The 907-nt window shown below is 38.0% G+C and carries 1 protein-coding gene; it reads right to left on the bottom strand.

Features of this window, described 5'->3' with window-relative positions; translation table 11 throughout:
• Positions 1–496 (bottom strand): pilin (locus tag ACTHUM_RS15505; protein ID WP_440403356.1); only part of this gene is annotated, 496 nt, incomplete at its 3' end.
• Between the last annotated feature and the right edge of the window lie 411 nt (positions 497–907).

Here is a 907-nt window from a genome sequence, read left to right on the forward strand (position 1 = left end):
TTGTAGTAGTTGTAGTAGTACGGCAAGAAGAAGGTAAGAATTTTGGATCTAGGCCATTGGTTGTACCTGATTTACAAGTCCAAGTGAAAGATCCATTGCCAGTTGTTGTGGCACTTGTACCTGATCCTGTAGTTGTAGTTGCTGTTGGAGTAAGTGATACGGTTTTGCCTTTAATTTCGTTATTTACGTCAGCAGCTTTCATTTTGGCGGTAATAACACCATTGGCTCCGATTTCTACTTCATCAACATATTTACCCTTAATGCTTCCCTTATCTGCAATACCTGCTTGGGTATTACTAGTAGGCCATGCGCCTTTATCTGCATAGTATTCAACAACAGCAGACTTTTGACCTTCCATCAAAGAGATGGCTTCAGAAACTTGGGCACGTGCAGTGTAGTCTTGGTATGCGGGCAGTGCGATAACTGCCAAGATGCCGATAATCGCGATAACGATCATCAATTCGATCAGGGTAAAACCTTTTTGGATTGCTTTCATTGTTTAAAACTCCAGTTTGAAAGTGTGAATAATTGTGTTTAAGTAAAAAGTCCGTAATGTGCTTGGCACTGTGTATTATGAGTAAACCATAAGTAAGAAGGAATATACAGCTTCCGTCTGGCTTGCTGCTTTGAGGCTTGGGCCTTATCGGATGTGTTGTTACAAGCAGTCTGTGTGCCAAGTGTGCAAAATTGGTTAAAAAATTTAGTTTTTATTTCCTATTCATTGTTTTTATTGGGTTTATTTTTTAATTTTTAAGTTTTATGAGGTTTTGTTTGAAAGTTTCAGGATTTTAGGGAATTTGGGTGGTTGACGTTTTTTGTCAGTTTTGTGTTTTTTGTGACAGGGAAAGGAGGCAAGTTTGGATGTGTGACGTTTTTTGTTAGAAATTAAGCTTATTCAATAATATGT

This window comes from Neisseria sp. P0021.S006 (assembly GCF_051956895.1).